The organism is Paraburkholderia strydomiana, from assembly GCF_031456815.1.
In the GTDB taxonomy this organism is placed as follows: domain Bacteria; phylum Pseudomonadota; class Gammaproteobacteria; order Burkholderiales; family Burkholderiaceae; genus Paraburkholderia; species Paraburkholderia caledonica.
Map to the genome: position 1 here is coordinate 85033 of NZ_JAVDVL010000012.1, position 18693 is coordinate 103725.

The window sequence follows — 18693 nt, forward strand, 5'->3', positions numbered from 1 at the left end:
TATCTCCCGTCCTCTCTGAATGTGCGTTGTCGTTATGTGTGTTTCAGGTGACGTCAGCCGACGCGGCAGCCTGCGCGCTGCCGTGCACGCTGTGCGGCGAGGCAGTGTGCGCGATCGTTGTCCCGGGCGCTGACGTGAAAGCGAAGTAATCGTCCATACTGAAGATGCTGGTGGCCTGGCGGAATTTGTACGCGAACCCCGGCCACAGCGTGGTGTTCCTGCCGGTTCCCGGATCGAGATACCAGCTCTTGCAGCCGCCCGTCGACCAGATTGCGCGGCCGAGTTTGTGCTGGATCTTTTCGTTGTACGCACGCTCCACCTGCGGGCGCACTTCAATCGCCTCGGCTCGCTCACTGCGCATGGTTTTCAGTGCGCGCAAAATGTACTCGACTTGCGACTCGATCATGAACACCATCGAGTTATGGCCGAGTCCCGTGTTCGGACCCACGATCATGAAAAAGTTGGGATAACCAGGCAATGCCGTGCCGAGATAGGCATGCGCGCCGTCACGCCACGTATCGACGATGTCTACGCCGTCGCGTCCCCGCACCACACCTCGCGCGAACGGATCGGCGACCTGGAACCCGGTGCCGAAGATCAGACAGTCGACCGGATGACGCACGCCGTCGCTCGTGATGACCGCGTCTTCGTCGATGCGCTCGATAGCGCTCGTCGTCACCGTTACGTTCGCCCGCGATAAAGCAGGTAAGTAGTCGTTCGAGATCAGAATGCGCTTGCAGCCCATTGTGTAATTCGGCGTGAGCGTCGCGCGCAATTTCGGGTCGGGCACCTGGCGACGTAAATGCCGCTGGGCGACTTTCTGCGCGGTCTTCATTAGCGAGGGATGGATCGCGAAGCCGAGCGCGCGCGATTCGAGCATGCAGTAGAGCGCCGAACGCATGATCTTTTGCGTGAAGGGCACGTGCCTGAAAAGCCACTGCTCGAACGGTCGCACCGCGCGGTCGGCCTTCGGCATGATCCATGGCGGCGTACGCTGGAACACATCGAGATGCGCGACGCGAGATGCGATTTGCGGCACGAACTGGATCGCGCTGGCGCCGGTGCCGATCACGGCGACGCGCTTGCCTTCGAGCGGATAGGCGTGATCCCAGTGCTGCGAGTGAAATGCCTTTCCCTTGAATCGTTCAATGCCGGGAATGTCGGGTATCGCCGCGCGCGACAGGCCGCCCATCGCAGGGATAAGTACGCGCGCGGACCACTGTTGCCCGTTGGCGAAACGCAGTTGCCAGCGGTGGCGCGTGTCGTCGTAGACCGCGCTCACGAGTTCATGGCCAAAGCGCAGATAACGCTCCACGCCGAAGCGTCGCGTGCATTCCACGAGATATGCGCGGATTTCCGGCTGACGCGCGAACATGCGGGTCCAGCGCGGATTCGGCGCGAACGAAAACGAATAGACGTGCGATTGCACGTCGCACGCGCAGCCCGGGTAGTGGTTGTCGCGCCATGTGCCGCCGACCGACTCGGCCTTTTCTGCAACGATAAAGTCGGTGAAGCCGGATTGCCGCAAGCGAATCGCCATGCCCAGCCCCGCAAAGCCGGTCCCGATAATGGCGATGTCCGTCTCGATAGGCGCGAACGCGCCGTGGCCCGCGGCGTCGTGTGGCATGCGTGCGTTCATCCGGATCGCCTCCTTATTACGCTGATAACTGTTACATTTATTGATGTAACGATAGGGCGGAAGGACGGACGACGCAAGAGCACGTCTAGACGCGAAACTCTAGGTTGGAAAGGCGGGGACTCAGGCCATTGCTGACGAAGCGTCGAGCGGCGCCTCGGACTATTTCTTTGGCCGCTTCGGTTGACCGGCGGAGCGCGCCAGTTTCTTTTCCATGATGGCCGCGACGCGATCGCCGAGGTAGTCGCCGGAGGCCTCTTCAAGCGCTCGATTCATCTCGCTTTCGACGAGCACCATAGCGAGCGGCCGCACGCGCCAGATCGCATCCACGAGGGCCGGCACGTCGGCGGGCGGCGGCAGCGCGTCCGGATCGTAGCGGTCCAGTTGACGGACCACCAGATCGACCAGTGCGTGGGCAATCGCGCTGAAATGCGGGCGGGCGACGCCGACGGCGTCGAGCAGATCGGCCAGCGGAATGCCTTCTTTCGCGAGCGTGGCGCCAGCGGCGAGTGCAGTGGGGCTGCCCGACACGAACGACAGGCCCTCGCGTTCCAGCAGGCCAAGATCGACCGCTTTCGCGAGCGCGCTCGGCGACGCTTTGTCGCCGAACATTTGCAGCAGTTCGACCAACGAATACTTCTTTGGATGTTCGCGCGACCAGCGCCCGCCGATCGCGGTTTCGAGGCCCAGAATGGAGCGAAGATCGTGGCCTTCGTCCACGGCCTTGATCAGATCGTGGATGTTCGCGAGCGTGTAGCCGCGAGAGAGCAGATGATTGATCAGCTTCAGACGCGACACGTGAGCGTTGTTATATACGCCCACTCTGCCGCGCTTTTCCGGTGGCGCGAGAAGACCGCGGTCCTGATACGCCCGCACGTTTCGCACCGTTGTGTCGCTGACGCGCGCGAGTTCGTCGACGGTGTACTCGTTGCGAGGCGCGGCGCCTGCGGACGTGTCCGAGGCGCCGGACGAGGACGGCGGCGAGGTGGAGGGCGGCGTGGCGGGCGGCGTGTTAGGCATGCCCGGAATTTTACCCCCGCTGTATGGAGGCGGACCAGCACGACGCTCGGGTTGCGGCTTCAGGTTTCGTAGTCAGGCGGCGTCGAAGCGCCCGCACCCAAAGTCCGCTGCATCAGCGTGGTGTCGAGCCATCTGCCATGTTTGAAACCGACTGCCCTCAACGTGCCGGTCAACTCGAAACCCAACTGCTTATGCAGCGACAGTGATCCGCCGCTGCCGCCGTCCGCGATCACGGCGACCATCTGGCGCCATGGCCCGGTTTCGCATCGGTCGATCAGCGCCTGTAGCAGCACGCGCCCGAGGCCTCGTCCGCGATAGGCGTCGCTCACATAGATCGAATCTTCGATGGTGTTCCTGTACGCCGCGCGAGGGCGGTACGGCGTCGCGTAGCAGTAGCCCGCGACCTCTCCGCCAATCTCGGCGACCATGTACGGCAGTCCATGGCTGCGCACCGACGCGAGCCGCATGCGCAGATCGTCCACGGATGGCGGCACTTCCTCGAACGACGCGACGCCGGTCAACACATGATGCGCGTAAATGGCCTGAATGGCGGGCAGGTCGGCTTCGGTTGCGTCGCGGATAAGCGGGTCGCTGCCGGTCGAATCAGCGGTTGCGGCGCTTGCAGCGGTTGCGTCCGGGGCGCCGGATGCTGGGCGGGCTGTGGTCATACGTGGTCCTGGTGCGGCCGGGTCCGGCCTGTCGTGTCTCTTCTTCGGAGGATACGTTTGACTATGCCCGCCGCGCGCGCAAATTTGAAGCCGGACAAAAATCGTTGCGTGACGACTCGGCGCCTGGTCAGGCCGTGCGGCGCGTCGGCGTCGCTTTGGAGAAGTGCCGGGCGCCGGCCACGCACGCCACCACTGCGACGGTGACCGCGATCATCGAGGGGGGCACCTGTTCGTGCAGCAACAACCCCGCCAGCACCAGGCCGAAAAACGGCTGCAGCAGTTGCAACTGTCCGACTCCTGCGATGCCGCCAAGTGCGAGGCCGCGATACCAGAATACAAAGCCGATCAGCATGCTGAACAGCGACACATACGCAAGCCCCCAAAGCGCTGCGTGGCTGACGCCCTCGAAAGAAGCCGGGCGGGTCCACCATGCGAGCGGCAACATCAGCGGAAGCGACAGCACCAGCGCCCACGAAATAACCTGCCAGCCGCCGAGATGCCGCGATAGCCGCGCGCCTTCCGCATAGCCCAGCCCGCACACGACGATTGCGGCGAGCATCAACGCGTCGCCCACCGGAGACGCATCGAGACCGTGGCGCATCGCGAACGCGACCACCGCGCCGCTGCCGAGCGCCGAGAAAAACCAGAAGGCCGCTTGCGGACGTTCGCCGCCGCGCAGCACGCCGAAGATCGCGGTTGCAAGCGGCAGCAGTCCGACGAACACGATCGCGTGTGCGGAACTCACGTGGCGCAGCGCAAGTGCGGTCAGAAGCGGAAAACCGACCACCACGCCGAGCGCGACGATTACGAGCGGAACCATATCGCGCCGCGCGGGACGCGCCTCGCGGAACACGAGCAGCAGCAACAGACCGAGCGTGCCCGCGATGGTCGCGCGCGCCACCGTCAGGAACACCGGATCGAGCCCTTGCACGGCGATGCGCGTGGCCGGCAGCGAGCCGCTGAAAATCAGCACGCCTATGAGCCCGCTCAGCCAGCCATTCGTTGTCTTGTCCATCTAGAGGTCCACGCGTATTGGAATGAAGCGTATAGCATCCGCTTTCATCGCGAAAAGGTTAAGCTACGGATCAGTACAATTCGTGCAAACTGTACCGACGAAGGAGCAGTACAGATGGAGCAAGGTGGGCAGATGCGAGCACTCGGGAAATCGCAAGGAACGCGTGTAGGCATCGTCATGGACAATCTGCGCGAACGCATTGCGAGTCGCTCGCTGATGCCCGGCGCGCGCGTGCCGTCGATCCGCGTCATGACTGAAACGCTCGGTGTGTCGAAGTCGACGGTGGTTGAGGCGTATGACCGGCTCGTTGCCGAAGGCGCGATCGTGGCCCGGCGCGGCTCGGGATTTTTCGTGTCAGGCCATGCGCCGCCGCTCGCGCTCGCCGATCTCGGGCCGCGCCTCGATCGCGAGGTCGATCCGTTATGGCTCACTCGCCAGTCGCTACAACCCGGCTCCAAGGTGCTGAAGCCGGGTTGCGGCTGGATGCCGGCCTCCTGGCTGCCCGAGGACGGCGTGCGTCGCGCGTTGCGGGCCATAGCGCGCGATCCGCAGTCGCCGCTCGCCGACTATGCGAACCCGTATGGCCTGCCCGCGCTGCGTCAGCAGCTTGCCTGGCGGCTCGCGCAGCACGGCGTGGAAGCGCCGCCCGAACAGATCGTCCTCACCGACGGCGGCACGCACGCGCTCGATCTGGTGTGCCGTTTTCTGCTCGAACCGGGGGACACGGTTCTGATCGATGACCCGTGCTATTTCAACTTCCAGGCGCTGTTGCGGGCGCATCGCGCGCGCATCGTCGGCGTGCCTTATACGCCGTCGGGTCCGGACCTCGCGGCCTTCGAGCGGGCGCTGGTCGAGTATCGTCCGCGGCTCTATGTGACTAACTCCGCGATTCATAACCCCACCGGCGCGACGCTCGCGCCGGCGGTCGCGCATCGGTTGCTCAAGCTCGCCGGCGAACACGGACTGATCGTCGTCGAGGACGATATCTTCGCGGACTTCGAAGACGAACCCGCGCCGCGGCTTGCCGCCTTTGACGGGCTCACGCGCGTGGTGTCGATCGGCAGCTTTTCGAAGACGCTTTCCGCGGCGGCGCGTTGCGGCTACATCGCCGCGCGCGCCGAATGGATCGAGCCGCTGATCGACCTGAAACTCGCCACGTCGTTCGGCAATGGGCAACTCGCGGCGAGCGTCGTGCATCGGTTGCTGGTGGACGGTACTTACCGGCGTCATCTCGAGTCGATGCGCGCGAAGCTCGCGGACGCGATGGGCGAAACCATGCGCCGCCTCAACTACGCGGGCCTCGACGTATGGACGCAGCCGCGTGCGGGCATGTTCGTGTGGGCGCGTTTGCCCGATTCGCTCGACGCCGCCGACATCGCGCGCCATGCGCTAGGCGCAGATGTCGTGTTCGCACCGGGCAATGTATTCAGCGTCTCGCAATCGGCGACCGGTTACCTGCGCTTTAACGTCTCGCAATGCAACCGGCCGAAAGTGTATGAGGCCTTGCAGCGCGCGATGGAGAGCGCTGCCGCATCCGGCGAGCGCAAGCGGGCGTGATCGCGGCAGGAGCGCTCACAGATGCAGTGGCGCTCCGCATTCGCATGCATTACTACTTGCACAGCAGAAGCAGGCGCTCCTGATTCGTACAGTTGCTACGCGGTTTTTCGGAGACCTGAGCCGCGGCCGCGTTGATGCCTGCACTGCGGCTCGCGAGGCACGCGCGTAAATGCTTCTCTACAGGCGGGTAATATTTCCAACCGCGCACGAGGCTGGGCAATTCCAGCTTGACCTGCTTCCATTTCGGATGCCCATGCTCCTGCAGATTGTCGAAGTTCGCGCATAGCGAGTCGGCAAAATGATTCAGATTGCCGACGGTATCGCGCAGACCGTAGTCATAGGTGACGAGGAAGGCCTTGACCGTCAGCGTGGGCACGTCTTCTTTCAGCCAGTTCGGGTAGCTGCTCGCGCGGATCGTGGCGGGGAAATAGGTCTGCTTCGCACGGACGGTTTCGGGTGCCGTGGGCTCGGCTTTCAGCAGACGGATCTGCTGCAGCAGTTCCGGGTTCATATCGTTGAACAGTTTTGCCGGCTGGCCGACCACGATGATCGCAACGTCCACTTTCTTGACGATCAATGCGGCAAGTGCATCTTCGTTGCTCAGGTGCTGGATGTTCTGTTCGGGAATAGGCTGACCGAACATAAGGCGATACAGGGTAGTCGCCGATTGCGCGGTCCCGCTGCCGAGCAGGCCGACGCTGATGGTCTTGTCCCTGATGTCGCCTAGACTTTTGAGCGGCGAATCCGCGCGCACCACGACGTTAATTTCTTCGTCGTAGAGCGGCATGATGAGGCGCAGCGGGCGGATCGCGGTACCGGCGTCGGGATTGCCCGAGTTGGCCATGTCGATGTACGCCTGATACACGTCGGACTGCACCAGCGCGAGTTTCACGCCCGGCTCGAAGCGCATGCGCTGTACGTTCTCGGCAGACCCTTTCGACGCGACCACGGCGAGGTCGATGCCCGCCGGCTGCGCGACCCATTTCGACAGGTCCTGACCGATCTGAATGTAGGTGCCGCGTTCGGGGCCCGTGACGATCTTGTAGTGCGCGGGTTCGGCACTCAGCAGCGAAGACGTGATCAGCAGCATCGCTCCCAGCCATCCCGTCAGAAATCTCTTTAGCATGGTCTGCACCTATCGGGTCGGGTTGGCAATTTTCCAGCCATTAGATTCGGTGTCCGAACTATTGGACGGCCGGCTGCCGCGGCAGCCTGGCATTGCTCGTTGTCTGGGTACTGAGCGGTGCCCAGCCGGTTTCGCGAATCACACGCTCGAGGATCGTCTTTGCCGTGTCGCTGCCGGTGTCTAGCGCCAGCGCCTCGTTCGCATGCTCTCGTGCGCACGGCCATGTTTGATGATCGGCGCACATCTGCGCCGCCAGCAACGCGGCGTCGCGGCGCGCGGTCAACGGCTTCAATTCGGCGGCGAGACTTTGCGCGTCGCTGCTCTCGGGTTGCAGCGATTGCGCTGCGACCAGGGCCGCTTGTGCCGCGCTCAGATCGTTGGCGCGCAATGCGGTGCGGGCCGCCCGCAGTGCTTGCGCGCCGTCGTGGAATTGCGGTGTGGCCGTTTTCGCTGAAACCACCGCGATCGGTACAGTGGCCGGTATTGCCTGTACGGTGTTTCGCACGCCTTCTGTGCCAGCAGATTTGCCGGGCATCGCCGCGAGGCGCGAGTCGGCTGCCTGACCGGGCGAGTATCGCGCGATGGTCCCCGTCGTCGTTCTGGCGTCGCGGGCGGTTTCTGCGGATTGCTCGCCGTTGCCGGAATGCAGGTCGCGGCTGTCGTTGAATAGCGCGTAGCCGACATACGCCAGGCCCGCGGCGACAATGGTCGCGGTCGCGAGTACCGCGTGGCGCATATGCAGACCCGCGCGATGGGGCAGTTCGGCAGGATCGGCAACGGGCAACAGCGGCGTCTCGGGCGAAAGCAGCGACGATGACGACGCCTGAAGCGCGCCTGCCGGAGCGAGGTTGAGGCCGGCATGAAGGGCGCCGCCGGGGAAGTCGGGCTCGTTGAGCGCCGGCGCGCCGAAACCGTCGTTCAACATCGACATGCTCAGCGTGCTGGCTCGACTCTCGTGCAGCGCGCTGCGCACAGGTGCGCGTGCGTCGGCATCGAGCGGATGAACCGAGCCGCAATACGGGCAATGATCCACTCGCCGGTAGAGGGCTCCGCCACATTGTTTGCATGGCGTCGGAAAGCGATCGCCGGCTAAGGTCTGAGTGGACATGCTATGGCTCCAACTGAGGAAAACAATGCCGTTACGGCATGCTTCCGATCGCGCTTGAAGCGGTATGAGTGTCCGCGGAAACCACGATCTACATGCGCCAGAGAGTCCGAGCGGGCAAGCGAGGCCCGCGCGCCGTCGTTTTCAATATGTGGCGTTTCGAAGCGGACGTCAATGGACGATCGACCCTATGTTGTGTGCGCTACCGCACATTACCAGGTAGGACGAATGATCGTGCACATCATGAGGACGAACGCGCGCGATTCTTTTTATGGTAGGGCGCGCATTTCGCAGACGAATTTCGGGCGCATGCAATCAATATTCCCATGACGCGCCCGACGAAGTGCGATGGTTCAATGCTCACGCAACGGATGGTCCTTCAGCAGCCACGCGAGCACGAATGCGATCAAAACGACACACGCCGCGGAGAGATACACGGTATGCAACGCACCGGCAAATGCCTGTAAATAGTCGGCGCGCAATGCGTCAGGCAAATGGCGGATCGCGGCGGGTCCGAGTGCGTGCGGCAATTCCGTGTCCGGCGGGATCAGCTTTTCGAGCCGCGCGGCAAGGCCGTTGGAGAACACGGCACCGAACGCGGCCACACCGATCGATCCGCCAATCGAGCGAAACAACGTGGCGCCCGATGTGGCCACACCCATGTGCTTGAATTCGACGGTGTTCTGCACGGCGAGAATGAGCACTTGCATCACCATGCCGAGACCGCAGCCGAGCACGCCCATGTCGAGATACATCACATGAATCGGTGTGTCGATCTGCAGGCGCGCGAGCAGCATCATGGCGATCGCGACCAGCAAGGTGCCCGCAATAGGGAACATGCGATAACGGCCAATTTTGCTGATCAGACGACCTGTCACCATCGACATGACGAAGAGGCCGCCCATCATCGGCAGCATCTGCATGCCGGCTTCCGTCGGCGTGGAGCCTTTGACCACTTGCAGATAGAGAGGCAAAAACGTGACGGAGCCGAACATCGACACGCCCACGATGAAGCCGATCAGACTGCTCAGTAAAAACGTGCGCTGCCTGAAAAGTTCGAGCGGCATGATCGGTTCAGCCGCACTGCGTTCTTCGTGGATGAAGCCCCAGATCGCGACGAGCCCCATGCCGAGCGTGATCCACAATTGCGGCGACGACCACGGCAAGATCGTGCCGCCCTGGCTCGTGAACAGAATGATGCAGGTGAGTGCGCCTGCAAGAAACGCAGCGCCCATATAGTCGATGGTGTGCTTGACGTGATGCAGACGCGGCTTGAAGACCGCGCCGATCACAGCCAGCGAGACGATGCCGAGCGGCAGGTTGATATAGAAAATCCAGCGCCACGTAAGGTGCTCGACAAGAAAGCCGCCGAGCAGCGGACCGACTACCGTCGCGAGACCGAATACGCCGCCGAACACGCCTTGATAGCGGCCACGTTGCGCGGGCGGAATGACGTCGGCGATTGCGGCCATTGTCACGACGAGCAGACCGCCGCCGCCGAGCCCTTGCAATGCCCGCAGCACGATCAACTGGGTCATGTCTTGCGCTATGCCGCACAGCGCGGAACCGACGAGAAAGAGCACGATCGCCGTCTGGAGCACGATCTTGCGGCCGAACTGATCGCCGAACTTGCCGTACAGCGGCACGACGATCGTCGAGCTGAGCAGATAGGCTGTGACGACCCACGACAGGTTATTGAGTCCACCCAGTTCGCCGACAATCGTCGGGAGGGCGGTCGACACTATCGTCTGATCAAGCGCGGCGAGCAGCATGACCAGCAACAGCGCGGGGAACAGAAGGCGAATCGGCGGGTGGTCGGCGGCTCGTTCAACCGAATGGTCCGAAGCCGGCTCGTGTCGCGTCACAGCGGCCTGCGGGCCGTCGTTCAGCAATCGCTGCGGCTGGGCGAGCACGGCTTGTTGTGTGGGCTGTTGCATGGCATTAGTGCCTTGAAATTAATTAACTCGAAGATTAATATATGCGACATTCTATCGCCCGTCAAACGAGTGCAATGGCAAGAACTCCATCAGTTGGTAAGAAGACGAGCGGCGCGAAGGCTTCCGGCGGTAGCGGCTCGGCGGCGAAAGCGCGCAAGCGCGCGGGGCAGACGGCGGCGGTTGCCGCAGATCCCGCGACAGGCGCCCCGGCAAAAACCGCGTCAGAGGGCGCATCTTCAAGACGGCCTGGCAGACCGCCGGGCGCTTCGCGCGGTGCGGAGCAGCGCACTCGTCTGCTCGACGCGGCGCTCGAGCTTTTCGCGCGGCAAGGCATCGTCGATACGACGCTCGGCGAGATTGCCCGCGAGGCGGGCTTTACGCCGGCCATGATGCATTACTACTTCAAGACGCGTGAGCAGCTGCTCGACGTGCTCATCGAAGAGCGCTTCGGCCCGTTGCGCGCGAGTCTCGGCGTGCCGTTCCAGGAGCATGCCGACGATCCCGTCGCGGCGATCACGCAGCTCGCACAGCGCATGGTGCAGGCTGCGGTCGAGCGACCGTGGTTTCCATCGCTGTGGGTGCGCGAAGTCATCAGCGATAGCGGCCTGCTGCGTCAGCGCATGCAGGAGCGTTCCGGCGACGCAAATCAGAAGACGTCGCTTGCCACTATTGAGCGATGGCAGAAGGAAGGGCGTTTGAATCCGGCGCTCGAGCCATCGCTGATGTTCGTCACGCTGCTCGGGCTGACGCTATTGCCGCTGGCCACGTCGAAGCTGTGGCGCCGCGATCCCAAACGTCGCCTGATTGGCGGCGACGAGATTGCCCGCCACGCGGTGGCGCTTCTCGTGCAGGGGATTAGTCCGAAGAAAATTGGTTAACCATGCAACTACTTGCTGCATGTCTGGCGATGCGCGGCACATAACGTGCTACCAGTGGGGTAAATGCGAACGCCGGGCAACGGGGCTGCGGGCGTCGCAGAAGAAATCGGCAGGAATGACGAAAAGACGCCGCGGCGGCAAGAAAGCAATCAATCGCCAATGCCGTCGCGGCGAATCGGGTGTCGGCCCCGGACGCCGGGAGCCGTTTTTTCATTGGCGTGCAATTTTGGCGCGTTACTGTGCGCGCGTTGCAGGGGGCCATGTCTACAATCGTGGGCCTTTTATGCAACTCGGCACATGAATTCGAGTCGGAACCATGAACAGCAATTTCGCGGCCGCGCAAATCGGCGGCAAGCAACCCTCCCAGCAGGGCGACACATTGGCCAAGCCTGACGGCCTGACCGGATTTTTAGAGCAACAACATAAAATGAACGGTGCATTGAGACTCGATCAGGCCACGATCGTGCTCGTAGAAGACGACCCGGACAGCCGGGAATCGCTGACCTTGTTGCTGGAAGCGGAAGGGGCAAACGTCGTTGCCGTGGCGGATGCGGAAGAGGGCGTCGAAGCGGCCGTCCGGCTGCTGCCGGATGCGGTGGTATGCGACCTCGAACTGCCCGCCATGGACGGCTTCTATCTGATCCAGCGGCTGCGTGATCACGAGATTCGCGGCGATCACGCGCCTTCGGTAGCGGTGGCGCTGACGGGACATACCGACGACGCCTACCGTTTGCGAAGTATCGGCGAAGGCTTCCAGCACTTCATGACCAAACCGGCGTTACCGGAAGAACTGGTGACTCTGCTGCACGACGCCATCGGTGCACGCGGGGCCCGCTGAGCGGGTCACAACGCGGCGCGAAGCGTGAAAGGCTTTGCGCCGCAAGCGCAACACATTGCCGCTATTTAGCCGCAACGGGCGCCGTCGATCCCGTCTTCGGCGCAGCCGCCGCGGCCGCCTCTGCCGCCTGACATGCAGAGCACAATCCCTTCAATTCGATTTCGTCGCTTGCGATCCGGTAACCCGCATCTTCGATTTGCGCGACGAGCGCCTGACGCAGCTTCGGCTGATGCAGTTCGGTGACGTTGCCGCACTGCTGACAAACCACCAGAATGCCGTGCTGGCATTGCGTCAGATCGTGGCACACCGTAAATGCATTGATCGATTCGATCCGATGCACGAGACCTGCCGACAGCAGGAAGTCGAGCGCACGATAAACCGTGGGCGGCGCAGATCCCGGATGAATCTGGCGCATGTCGTCGAGCAGCGAGTACGCCTTGGTCGCGCGTCCAGAGTTCAGCAGCAATTCGAGCACTTTGCGGCGAATCGGCGTGAGCTTCTCGCCGCGTTCACGGCAATACTCTTCCGCGAGAGCCAGCGCGGCTTCGGGCGAGTCGCCGTGCGTGTGCCCCGGCGCTTGCGCAACGGCATCCGCGGAAGCTGCGGCTTTCTCCGTGCGCGCGGGACTGGCTGGGTTTGCGGCGGTAGCGGCGGACTTGGCGTTCTTCATGCGTCGATTATAAAGGCCAACCAGGGCCAGCGCCTGTTGCCAACCTGTTGCCGCGTCGGCGTGAGTCGCCGCGCCGGACACGGTTATGCCGCGCATGCCCGGCGACGGCGACCGGCCCCACGGCTCCGCGGATTGCGCACCGCTCGCCGCCCTGGTTCACGTGAGCGGGAAGTCGACGTATTTCTTGAAGCCCGGGCGGGTCGCAATGCGCGAATACCAGCGCTCCAGGTTGGGCAACGGCGGACGCTCCACGCCGTCCAGGCCGAACCAGCGTTTTGCATACGCGCCGATCACGATATCGGCCAGCGTAAACTTGTCGCTTTCAAGGAAGAAGCGTCCCTGCAGATGCGTGTCGAGCATTTGCCACAGCGCGGTGACATTGCGGATGTCTTCGGCGAGTCTGGCCGCGTCGCGCTGTTCGGGTGGCGTGCGCACGAGCGTCCAGAACACCGGCCGCTCGGCCGGTTGCAAGGTGGACAGCGACCAGTCCAGCCAGCGGTCGATGCTCGCACGTAGCCGCGGTTCGGCGGGATACAGCGGACTGCCCGCGCCGTACTGCAGCGCGAGATAACGCAGTATCGAATTCGATTCCCACAGTTCGAAGTCGTCGTCGACCAGCGTGGGAATCTTGCCGGTCGGGTTCATTGAAAGGTACGCCGGCTCGTTGTTGCGGCCGAATTGCATGCCCGCGTCGATGCGCTCGTACGGCAGCACCAGTTCATCGCAGCACCACAAGACTTTTTGCACGTTGACTGAATTCGTGCGTCCCCAGATCGTAATCATCCGGTTAATCCTTTTTTGTCGACAGTTGGCAAGCCGTGCATCGCGCTCGGCGTTCAACCAGTAACGATACACGATGCGCATACGTTTGGATGCGTGCGCGGCGATGCGGCCATCTCTCAACGGAACGCCGGAGCGCCGGCTGCTCGATGCGTTGCGTACAATGAGCGCACCGAAATACGACGAGGCACCGCATGGCCCGCATTGTCCCCGACGACTGGAAGAGCCTCGCCGCCACCGGCGCGGCGTCGCGTGAGCGGGAAACGCTCGCATTGCTGGAGCAGGCGCTCCCCGACGATTACACGGTCTATCACGGCGTGCACTGGACGCGGCTCAACCAGAACTTTTCCGTCTTCGGCGAGGCCGATTTTGTGATCGTCAGTCCGGCCGGGCGCGTGATGATCGTCGAACAGAAAACGGGCTTCCTGCGCGAAACCCCGAAGGGGCTCGTCAAGGTTTATCTGCAGACCGAGCGCAACGTAGCGATCGCGCTCGCGCATACCATCGAAGGGTTGCACCGGCGCTTTACCGCCGCGTTCGGCGCGGGCACCTATTTCATCGAAGAATTGCTGTATTGCCCCGACCATATCGTGAAGGACGCCGCGATTGCAGGCGTGAATCCCGCCCGGATCGTCGATGCGACGCGCCGCGACCGGCTCGCCGCAGTGATTCGCGAAGCGCTGCCGGCCGATGAGCCGCGCCTGCCATGCGCGTCGAAAATCCACCACTTCCTCGCCGATGAACTCGCGCTTACCCCCGACGCAAGTGCTCTCGTCGGCCAGGCGGGCACGCTCGTCACACGGCTCGCAGGCGGTCTTGCGACGTGGGCGCGGCGGCTCGAATTCTCGCCGTTTCGCCTGCGCGTGATCGGCACGGCCGGCTCCGGCAAGACGCAACTGGCGGTGCAGGTAATGAAAGACGCCGTCGCGCGCGGCCAGCGTCCGCTATATGTGTGCTTCAACCGGCCGTTGGCCGACCATATCTCGCGCGTGGCACCGCCCGAGGCGAAGGTCGCGAACTATCATCAACTGTGCGACTGGATTGCACGCGATGCGGGCCGCGAGCCCGATTTCGAGTCAGGCCAGGTGTTCGATCAACTCGAAGCGATGTTTGCGGAAACTCCGATCGACGCGCGCTGGCAATTCGACGTGCTGATCGTCGACGAAGGCCAGGATTTTCAGGAGCCGTGGGTCGCCGCACTCGAACGCCTGCTGAGCCCGGGCGGCGCGTGGTGGTGGCTCGAAGATCCGCTGCAGAATCTCTATATGCGTGAACCGGTGGCGCTGCCAGGCTGGACCACGCTGAAAGAGACCACCAACTACCGAAGCCCGCGCGACATTCTCGACTACGTGCGTGACGTGGTCGGCGCAGCGGTGCCTGTTGCGGCGGCGCTCGCGTCGGGTAGTCCATTCGACGGGTCCGACATTTCGCTGTCGGTCTACGACGAAGCGAACGCCGCCGAGGGCAGCATCGAAGCGACCAAGCGCGCAATCACCCAGGCGCTGTCGCTTGGCTTTCGCAAGCAGGACATCGCGGTGCTGTCGTTTCGCGGACGCGAAGGCTCGGCGATGACCGCGCAGGATCATCTCGGCCCGCATCGGCTGCGCAGTTTTACCGGGAAATATGATTTGTTTGGCAATCCAGAATATCGCGACGGCGACGTTCTGTTCGAATCGATCTACCGTTTCAAGGGGCAGGCGGCGCCTTGCGTGATTCTCACTGAAGTCGACTTCAATGCATTCGACGAACGTATCGCACGCAAACTGTTTGTCGGCGCCACGCGGGCAACAATGAAGCTCATCATCGTCGCTTCGCAGCGCGCGGCCCAGTATCTGCATTTGCGCGACGGCAAGGAGAGAAAGGAGAACAAGGAAGCGCGCGAAGCCTGACGCGCGCTCACCCTCACTCCGACGCCCACGCGCGCGCGCCGACCAGCATACCGGTGTGGGTGTGGGCGTCCCACCAGATCACGCGCAATAGCGGCGCCTGCTGCGCAATCAGCAAGGCCTGCACCGGATCGCTTTCCACGAAATGCGTGACGCCGCCCGCGAGCGCCGCAGCCGCTTTGTGAGCGGCCGCACCGGCCGGGCTCTCGTCGTGCGTGCCGGGCGTGCGCATCACCAGTTGCATATGGCCGAAGCCGTGCCGCTCCAGCCACGCCTGCGTGCGCGCGCGGTCCATTTCAGGCCGGCCCGTAATGATCGTGCGAACCCGTTTGAGGTCGATGCCCGGCAGCACTTCGAACGGCAGCAGTGCATCGCGTTCGAGCAGTGCCGCCGCGAGATCTTCGTCGTAGCGCGCAAGCGGCACGTCGGGCAGCAGAATGCCGTCGAGGTCGATCGCATAAGTCGCGTAGTGGTGATCGTCTGCCATTGCCGGCGCATCGCCCGCTTCGACGCGCGCCCAGTCGTCGCGATAGCGCTCGGTGTAGGCCTGGCGTTCCCACGGGAATAGCGCGAAGTAGCCGCGGGCGTCGATCGCATAGTCCGGCTGCGTGCGGCTCAGGTCGTCGACGGCGCCCGTCAGCGTCTTCACATCGAGGCCATGCTGTTTGAGGAACGCAATGCAATCCACCAGCGTAAAGCCGCGGCCCGCAATGTCTTCGCACAACAGGACCTTCGAGCCGGCCGGCGGGATGGACAGCGTCGAGTCCCACGCCACAGTGCGCGACGCGCGGTCATAGCGCAGAAACGCAACCGGCGCGCCGGCCGAATGCGAAACCATCAGTGCGAGTGGAGCGCCGCCTCGCAGAATGCCGATTGCCATCGCAAAACCTTCGGCGAGCAACGCGGGTTGCAGCGATTCGATCCAGTGGTCGAGTTGCTCATAGGTGAGGGGCAAAACCGGCTTGTTCATAACGCTCGTGAGGTCGCGCAACGCGTGTGGGAAAACCGCCGCCTGAAGCGCGACGCGCGTCGGCAGATAGCGCGGCGGTGGGCCTTCGTTTTTTCCTGCAAAGAATTTTGACGATATTATGCATGCCGTTCAGCGATCGCGCGTCGGGGTGGCGCGTGTGACGGCAAACGCGGGGCGATGCGCCGCAAGAAAAACAACAGACCACGGAATAAAAGAGCAGATGACCAAAGTAACTGCAAGACTGCAACGCAGGTTTGGCGCGCACGCACGCGCGCGGTGGGCCATGGGGTTGATGTTGGCGCTGACCGCCTGGAGCGTGCAGGCACAGACCGACGCGGCGGCGCTCTCGCTCGACGTCTCCGGCAAAATCGGCAAGACGAACGACGCGGCGCACCGTTCATATCGCTTCGCCGAGGCGCAGCTGCTTGCGCTGCCGGCCCACTCGATCACCACCGCCACGACGTGGACGCCGCGCTCCACCTTCACAGGACCGCTGCTCGCGGATATTCTGAAGACGGTTGGTGCGTACGGCACGCAGGTTGAAATCCGCACGCTCGACGACTACACCTACACGGTCCCAGTATCGGATTGCGACCGCTACGGCGTGGTTGTGGCGTACAGCATGAACGGCCGGCGCCTGAAGATCAGCGACTTCGGGCCCCTGTTCCTCATCTATCCGCGCGACGCGTTCCCCGATGAACTCGCGGGCGCCTCGGGCGATTCGAAATTCGTATGGCAGATCAAGGCACTCATAGTCAAGTAACGCGCCGTCCGTGGCGCCGGGTTTTATATGTGCTGATCTGGCTCACCGCGCTCGCCGCGCCGGCCGGCGCGATCGGCTATCTGCTCTACGCGAACCTGCTCAATCCGGGCACGACCGAGTCTCTCACAGGCTCGTACGACGGCTTCTATTGGGACGCGGCGCAACTGCAAATCGCCTACGCACGCTTCGAGAACCAGCTGTTGCTCTACCAGGCGGGCGTCGATGACGACTATCAGCGGCTCACGTTGCGCTACCAGTTGCTGCAATCGAAACTGCACGTCATGGAAGGTTCCACGCTGAGGCTCACGACGCAAGTCGCACTGGTGCAACGGCAACTCGACGAAATCCATGCGCTCGATCGCATGCTGACCGGCCTGGCGCCTCAGGTCGCGTCACTGCCCAACGATCGCAGCGGAGTCAACCGGATCGTCGCGCAATTGCGCCAGCACTGGAACGAAGTGAACGATCTCGCGCTGAGCCGCCGTTTCGCCGATGTCGCCGACCGCGAGGCGATGAACCGCGATTACATCGACAAGCGCCGGCTGCTTTTTGCGGGCGGCATGATCCTGCTGCTGCTGTCGGCTGCGGCGACGCTGCTGCTCGTGGTGAACGGCCGGCGCCGCACGCGCCTCATGCATCAGCAGCACGCGGCGCTCGAAGCCGAGCACCAGGCGAGCCGTGCGGCGCGCGAGGCGAGCCTCGCGAAAGACGCGTTTCTCGGCATGATCAGTCACGAGTTGCGCACGCCGTTGCACGCGATTGTGTCGTCGATCGAATTGCTTGGTTTCAACTATCACTCGGAAGCCGATCGCAAGGTGATTCAGCGGCTCGAAACCGCAGCGCGGCATCTCGAAGCGCAGATGAAGGACCTGACCGATTACGCGCGCCTCGGCGCGGGCAAGCTCGAGCTGCGTCACGAGCATTTCGAGCCGCGCGAGCTGCTGGCGTCGATTGTCGACGAACATGCCATGTCCGCCGCCGCGCGCGGCCTCACGCTCGAGAGCGAGGCGAGCGGCGTGAGCGGGCTCGTCGATTCGGACCCGCACCGGATTCGCCAGATCGTCAATAACCTCGTTACCAACGCCATCCGTTATACGGAAACCGGCACGGTGCGCGTGAAGCTGATGCAGCGGCCGGCGCTGCTGAGCTTCATTGTCAGCGACACGGGGCCGGGCGTGCCGCAGGCACAGATTCCACTGATCTTCGAAGAATTCACGCAGCTGGACAGTTCGCGTACGCGCCGCTTCGAAGGCGCGGGCATGGGACTCGCGATCGTTCAAGGTCTCGTGAGGCTGTTCGGCGGCAGCGTTGAAGTGTCGAGCATGGTGGGCGAGGGCACCACGTTCACCGTGACCATTCCTGTTACGCCGGTCGCGTCTGCTCAGGCGCCCGGCGTCACCGCGCGGGCCGAGCCTGGCGGCGCGCGGCCCAGCGTGCTGATCGTCGACGATAACCGGCTGATGCGCGAGTCGCTCGGTGAAATGGTCGCGCATATGGAGTTCGACGCGCACGCGGTCGCCAATGCCGACGATGCTCTCGCGTGGCTCGATGCGCATCGTTGCGATGTCGTGCTACTCGATCTGCACATGCCCGAACGCGACGGCTACGCGTTTCTCGCGGATCTGATCGCGCGCGGCGGGCCGTCGTCGGAAGTGCCGGTGATCGTGGTCAGCGCTTATGCGCCGGAGGCCGGCGCGAAGCACGGCGGTGAGAAAGAGAACGGCGCGCTGCCGTTCTTCGAGGCGTTATTAAAGCCGATACATTACGGTGATCTGCGCAACGCGTTGCAGCGCGCGCTGGCTTCCCGGCATACCGTCTAGGACAGCGCTGCGCGTTTCACGACG

At 63.4% G+C, this 18693-nt stretch carries 16 protein-coding genes; 6 read left to right on the plus strand and 10 right to left on the minus strand.

Annotated features, from left to right (window positions below; all coding sequences use genetic code 11):
* Positions 1-43: 43 nt before the first annotated feature.
* From J2W46_RS26920 to J2W46_RS26935, 4 genes are all read right to left on the minus strand, one after another.
* The gene (locus J2W46_RS26920; protein ID WP_310357773.1) at positions 44-1639 is read right to left on the minus strand and encodes a flavin-containing monooxygenase; all 1596 of its coding nucleotides are present in this window, start codon (positions 1637-1639) and stop codon (positions 44-46) included.
* A 159-nt stretch (positions 1640-1798) separates the two neighbouring features.
* Positions 1799-2656: a MerR family transcriptional regulator gene (locus J2W46_RS26925; RefSeq protein ID WP_310357776.1), complete on the minus strand. Its 858-nt coding sequence runs from the start codon at positions 2654-2656 to the stop codon at positions 1799-1801.
* A gap of 59 nt (positions 2657-2715) precedes the next feature.
* On the minus strand, positions 2716-3324 hold the full coding sequence (locus tag J2W46_RS26930) for a GNAT family N-acetyltransferase (RefSeq protein ID WP_310357778.1): 609 nt from the start codon (positions 3322-3324) through the stop codon (positions 2716-2718).
* A gap of 127 nt (positions 3325-3451) precedes the next feature.
* Positions 3452-4339, minus strand: coding sequence for a DMT family transporter (locus J2W46_RS26935; RefSeq protein ID WP_088176033.1), 888 nt, complete (start codon positions 4337-4339; stop codon positions 3452-3454).
* A gap of 114 nt (positions 4340-4453) precedes the next feature.
* Here J2W46_RS26935 and J2W46_RS26940 point away from each other — a divergent pair, with 114 nt between their 5' ends.
* Positions 4454-5896, plus strand: coding sequence for an aminotransferase-like domain-containing protein (locus J2W46_RS26940; RefSeq protein ID WP_310357782.1), 1443 nt, complete (start codon positions 4454-4456; stop codon positions 5894-5896).
* Between the two features lie 52 nt (positions 5897-5948).
* Here J2W46_RS26940 and J2W46_RS26945 read toward each other — a convergent pair whose 3' ends face one another.
* The 3 genes from J2W46_RS26945 to J2W46_RS26955 form a co-directional block, all read right to left on the minus strand.
* Positions 5949-7022, minus strand: a complete 1074-nt coding sequence (locus J2W46_RS26945; RefSeq protein ID WP_310357784.1) for a TAXI family TRAP transporter solute-binding subunit — start codon at positions 7020-7022, stop codon at positions 5949-5951.
* Positions 7023-7080: 58 nt separating this feature from the next.
* The gene (locus J2W46_RS26950; RefSeq protein WP_310357787.1) at positions 7081-8130 is read right to left on the minus strand and encodes a hypothetical protein; all 1050 of its coding nucleotides are present in this window, start codon (positions 8128-8130) and stop codon (positions 7081-7083) included.
* Between the two features lie 350 nt (positions 8131-8480).
* Positions 8481-10064, minus strand: coding sequence for an MDR family MFS transporter (locus tag J2W46_RS26955; RefSeq protein WP_310357789.1), 1584 nt, complete (start codon positions 10062-10064; stop codon positions 8481-8483).
* Between the two features lie 74 nt (positions 10065-10138).
* Between J2W46_RS26955 and J2W46_RS26960 the strand changes: the two genes are divergently transcribed.
* Positions 10139-10942 carry a TetR/AcrR family transcriptional regulator gene (locus J2W46_RS26960; RefSeq protein ID WP_310357790.1) on the plus strand — a complete coding sequence of 268 codons (804 nt, stop codon included), beginning with the start codon at positions 10139-10141 and terminating at the stop codon, positions 10940-10942.
* A gap of 316 nt (positions 10943-11258) precedes the next feature.
* Positions 11259-11780: a response regulator gene (locus J2W46_RS26965; RefSeq protein ID WP_020070360.1), complete on the plus strand. Its 522-nt coding sequence runs from the start codon at positions 11259-11261 to the stop codon at positions 11778-11780.
* Between the two features lie 61 nt (positions 11781-11841).
* Here the strand turns inward: J2W46_RS26965 and J2W46_RS26970 are convergent, their stop codons facing one another.
* Both J2W46_RS26970 and J2W46_RS26975 read right to left on the minus strand, forming a co-directional pair.
* On the minus strand, positions 11842-12450 hold the full coding sequence (locus tag J2W46_RS26970) for a Fur family transcriptional regulator (protein ID WP_087754537.1): 609 nt from the start codon (positions 12448-12450) through the stop codon (positions 11842-11844).
* 156 nt (positions 12451-12606) lie between these two features.
* Entirely contained in the window at positions 12607-13233 is a 627-nt protein-coding gene (locus tag J2W46_RS26975) for a glutathione S-transferase family protein (RefSeq protein ID WP_131317578.1), read from the minus strand.
* Positions 13234-13424: 191 nt separating this feature from the next.
* On the opposite strand from J2W46_RS26975, the gene J2W46_RS26980 reads away from it, so the two are divergent.
* Positions 13425-15119: an ATP-binding domain-containing protein gene (locus J2W46_RS26980; protein WP_310071448.1), complete on the plus strand. Its 1695-nt coding sequence runs from the start codon at positions 13425-13427 to the stop codon at positions 15117-15119.
* A 13-nt stretch (positions 15120-15132) separates the two neighbouring features.
* Here J2W46_RS26980 and J2W46_RS26985 read toward each other — a convergent pair whose 3' ends face one another.
* Positions 15133-16086 (minus strand): phosphoribosyltransferase, encoded by a 954-nt coding sequence (locus tag J2W46_RS26985; RefSeq protein ID WP_310357795.1) that lies wholly within the window; start codon positions 16084-16086, stop codon positions 15133-15135.
* A gap of 220 nt (positions 16087-16306) precedes the next feature.
* On the opposite strand from J2W46_RS26985, the gene J2W46_RS26990 reads away from it, so the two are divergent.
* Both J2W46_RS26990 and J2W46_RS26995 read left to right on the plus strand, forming a co-directional pair.
* Entirely contained in the window at positions 16307-16849 is a 543-nt protein-coding gene (locus J2W46_RS26990) for a molybdopterin-dependent oxidoreductase (RefSeq protein ID WP_310357945.1), read from the plus strand.
* On the plus strand, positions 16819-18669 hold the full coding sequence (locus tag J2W46_RS26995) for an ATP-binding response regulator (protein WP_310357796.1): 1851 nt from the start codon (positions 16819-16821) through the stop codon (positions 18667-18669). The genes J2W46_RS26990 and J2W46_RS26995 overlap by 31 nt, the downstream gene beginning before the upstream one ends.
* Positions 18670-18693 lie beyond the last annotated feature (24 nt).